The 3,708-nt window shown below is 41.6% G+C and carries 2 protein-coding genes and 1 pseudogene; 2 read left to right on the top strand and 1 reads right to left on the bottom strand.

Annotated features, from left to right (window positions below):
- Positions 1–126: pseudogene (locus UF06_RS24645) on the top strand (IS3 family transposase); the annotation flags it as partial.
- Between the two features lie 159 nt (positions 127–285).
- Here UF06_RS24645 and UF06_RS15820 read toward each other — a convergent pair.
- A complete protein-coding gene (locus UF06_RS15820; protein ID WP_045571289.1) occupies positions 286–1,062 on the bottom strand; it encodes a metallophosphoesterase in 777 nt (258 codons plus the stop codon).
- A 291-nt stretch (positions 1,063–1,353) separates the two neighbouring features.
- Between UF06_RS15820 and UF06_RS15815 the strand changes: the two genes are divergently transcribed.
- Entirely contained in the window at positions 1,354–2,724 is a 1,371-nt protein-coding gene (locus UF06_RS15815; RefSeq protein ID WP_045571290.1) for a Fic family protein, read from the top strand.
- Positions 2,725–3,708: the final 984 nt, after the last annotated feature.

Here is a 3,708-nt window from a genome sequence, read left to right as displayed (position 1 = left end):
CCCCGTGAAGCCGAGCTTGAAATCGGCAACTACATGGTGTTTTATAATGAAGAGCGTAACCATCAAGGACTCAATAACCTCACTCCTGATGAGGCCTACTTCGGTAGGCAAAGATACGCAGCATGAGCTGGGTCAACCACTTAAGAAATGAGCTTATGCGTCCAACCATTGGGGTCCACTTCTCTATGCATCATTTCTGATTGGTTGCTTGGCAAGGTGATCAATTATCGCAGCTAGAAAGCCCTAACGGACTTTCAGATGCCGAAGTTTCTTGCTGGCTAGCTCTTATAGGTAATAAGCTTTATTAGTAAGAATTCCACTGGTTAAGCGGACAGAACCCTTGGGGTTACAAATAAATGTGGTCTTACCGCCAGCAATGACTTTCTCTACAGCATCATGTTGATGCCCTGCTACCCAATACCTAGCTCTTGAGATCAACTGATTACTCAACCCTGCATGGTAGTAAGGAGCATAAACACTGTTGGCATTTGCTTCTACGGCGAAAGCTTCTTTGGAAGGAAGATGATGTGAAACAACAAGATCAACTTTTTCTGGGAGGTTATTAACGAACGCTTTGTACTGCTCTTCAATCATTTGATGGCTGATGTACTTTGTATCATTCATCAGTTCTGAGTACGCATCAATCAGTGCAGACGAGTATGTGTGGATAGGAAACCAAAGAGTTCCTCCATAAATGCTACATCCATCTAAATCTATTGACTCATTATCCAGAAAAAACAAATTCTTAGTTGTGTCACTATGCACCTTAAGCTTTTCTATTGGGGAGTATCTACTGTCTGTGGAGCTTATTGAATCTTGTTTGCGCAGATAGCCAGAACGGTAAGATTTACTTTTACTGCTGTACCACTCGTGATTTCCTGCAACGAGGATAACGGCTCTAAAGTAAGAGCAAAGAACATTTTTTATATACGCAATGCCATTGAGCGCGTTGGCAGTATCACCTGCGATAATCAAGACAGCGTCATCATCGAAGTTATGCCAGAAGCTTCGATGGATGCCGTGTAAATCTAAGTGCAAATCAGATACCGCGTAAAATTTCAATTTATCCACCTAATAGGGGCTTGTAGAAGCCGAAGCCTCGGTTTCGAATAGTATATCTTGAGAAGAGGCAGAATTGGCAAGCAATCCATTTTTGAATAGCAAAACCTGCCCATTGTTGCTTTTCTTCATTAGCTATGTGAATGCTATTTAACTTGAGCCATGCTTTCTTCAGGAAGATAGGTACAAGCGAAAGTACAGATGAACATCACAGGCGTGGGTGATTAAAACTAGCAAAATCACGCAATCTTAATTAATCTGATCTCATAATTGTTAGATTTTGAGATGAAAATCATGTCAGGTAAGTATTTATCACCGCCAGAGTGTCCGTTTAGTACGATTGGTGACGTTTTGTTTGCGATTGGTAATCAAGGACTTAATCCTAACGACTATACAGATTACATTAACCCGTTATCTGGTGATTACTATTCATTTAACGAGTTTAGGCGCAGGGTAAAGTCTGGCTTGGATGTCAAATATTGTTGGTGGCTAACTCGTTTGTCCCGAGATAGAACTTTGATTGAGCTAACACCATTAGAAGACAAGCCATTGCCTCCTGGCTTACCTGAACAAGTGATTCAAGCACTATTAAACTCTCCTGACTATATACAGTATTGCAGATTCAATAACTTGCACGAGTTTGGTCGTGTGTTATCACAGATTGATCGACATACCACGCATAGTGCAATGCTGGGTATCCTAGAACAAATTGGTGAACGGGCGCATTTTGAGCATCTAGCGAATAACCTTGTGGATGATGAAGCGATATCGAGTAGTCAATTGGAGGGAGCGGCTACGACGACAATCCTTGCGAAAGAAATGATTAGAAAAAAAAGGAAGCCTCGTACTGACGATGAACGAATGATTTTTGGAAATTTTGACTTAATGCAAATAGCTTGGGAGCTTAGGGATGAGCCGTTCAGTATTGAGTTAATCAGAAATTTACACAGCGCTGGAACAAAAACGCTAGAGCAAGAAAAATATACCTCAGGCTTATTTAGAGCGACGGATGATGTTGCAGTTGTTGATGCTGAAGGGGAGGTTGTTCATCAACCACCTAAACACGATGACATGGAAAGGTTACTCACTCGGGTCGTGAATTGGTTAAATGCTAATGGCAGCGGTGTTCATCCTGTTATTCAAGCCATCACACTTCACTTTGTCATCGGTTATGTTCACCCGTTTCGAGATGGTAACGGGAGAGTCGCTAGGGCTTTGTTTTACTGGTATATGTTTAAATCTGGTTATACAGGCTTTCGTTATATTGCGATATCAGCATTGCTTAAAAAAGCTCCAATTCAATATGGTGTGAGCTATCTAGATACGGAGCACGATAACTTAGACCTAACGTACTTTATTAAATATCAGCTGAAAGTTATCAGTCGCGCCATTGATGAGTTTGTTTCCGTTTATGAACGAGCGGCACATCGAATGCAGGAGTTGGAAGAGCGATATTCTGGTTTAGAAGATATTGAGAGAAAGATCATCGGGTTTGTGTCTGGTGAGCCTCGTTACCGTAAAAAGCCAACGGTAACAGCGAGGGAAGTCGAAAGTTTACTAGGTATTAGCTACAACAGCGCGAAGCAAAAACTTGACGGTATGGTTACAGCAGGAATACTAAAATCTGAAAAAATTGGTAAATCCACAGAATATTTCTTAGCGTGAAAATTGAAATTTGAGCAAGGCACCGTGTTCGTTCGTTGTAAGGAGAGCTAACTAATGAGCTTGAAAAGATAGCAACGAAATGTCGTTTCGAGTTCTAGTTTTTGAGAATCAAAACTAAGAGTAGTATTTGTCGGCGTTCATTTTTCGGTTTGTTCATAAAAAATGAACAAAAGAATAAAATGAACGCTTGATGTGGTTCTTATCTTGATGAGATCTCGCTGGCGTATAGGTGGTTATGGCATTTAGGACAGATTGGTTTACTAGGTAGCGTAACTTGCCACTGGCATTGACACATGATGCACTCAAATTGAGCTGAACGCCTTGGCACAGGTTCTGGCTGGATAGCTTTCGTTGCTGGTTGCCATGAGTCGGAACGATGAAGCTTGAAACTCCTGTGGTTGCGATGGCGGGTGTTGGTCATTAAGAAGACTCGGAGTAGGGGGCGGAGTGTACCGAGATGCTTTTAAGGATAATCGCTCAGTCGCTTCTTGCTTCAATTGAACGTAGCGTGGGTGAAATACCCACACTTTAGATTCGAAATCGTGTTGAAGGTAATCTTTCAGTCTATCTAGTTGCCGAATCCCTGAGACTTTATCACTTGTAAATAGGTGATGTGTATCATCCAGCTTGATTTCGAGTATACCGCATTGCCTGTTATGTGGAGTGAGCAATTCACTTGGTAGTGGACGGTTTGGGTGGGTAAAGTAAACAACAAAGGTGAAATTACCGACTTGGCCCATTACGTCTACAATACATTTCTCAAACGAAGCTTCTTTATCGACGTTATCAAGTAAGATGGTGGATGACTTAGCAACCAAAAATTCTTCTTTGAAGCACTTTCCTTTCACTTGTTTTGTGTAAGCGCATCATAAACCCCGCATTCTAATCGTCTAGCCCGAATAATAAGATCAAACCTCCAACCCAAAGGAGATTTGAAATGGCCAAACGACGCACTAACCAAGAATGGCGAACCCTGTTCGAACA

The sequence above is a fragment of the Vibrio sp. S234-5 genome (genome assembly GCF_000960595.1).
Classification (GTDB): domain Bacteria; phylum Pseudomonadota; class Gammaproteobacteria; order Enterobacterales; family Vibrionaceae; genus Vibrio.
The sequence above is the reverse complement of the archived record's forward strand: the minus strand, read 5'-3'. Positions and strand labels throughout refer to the sequence as shown.

Bases quoted from the DNA above. Each gene is read 5' to 3' on its own strand.
- UF06_RS15815 (WP_045571290.1), top strand. From the start codon at position 1,354: ATGTCAGGTAAGTATTTATCACCGCCAGAGTGTCCGTTTAGTACGATT.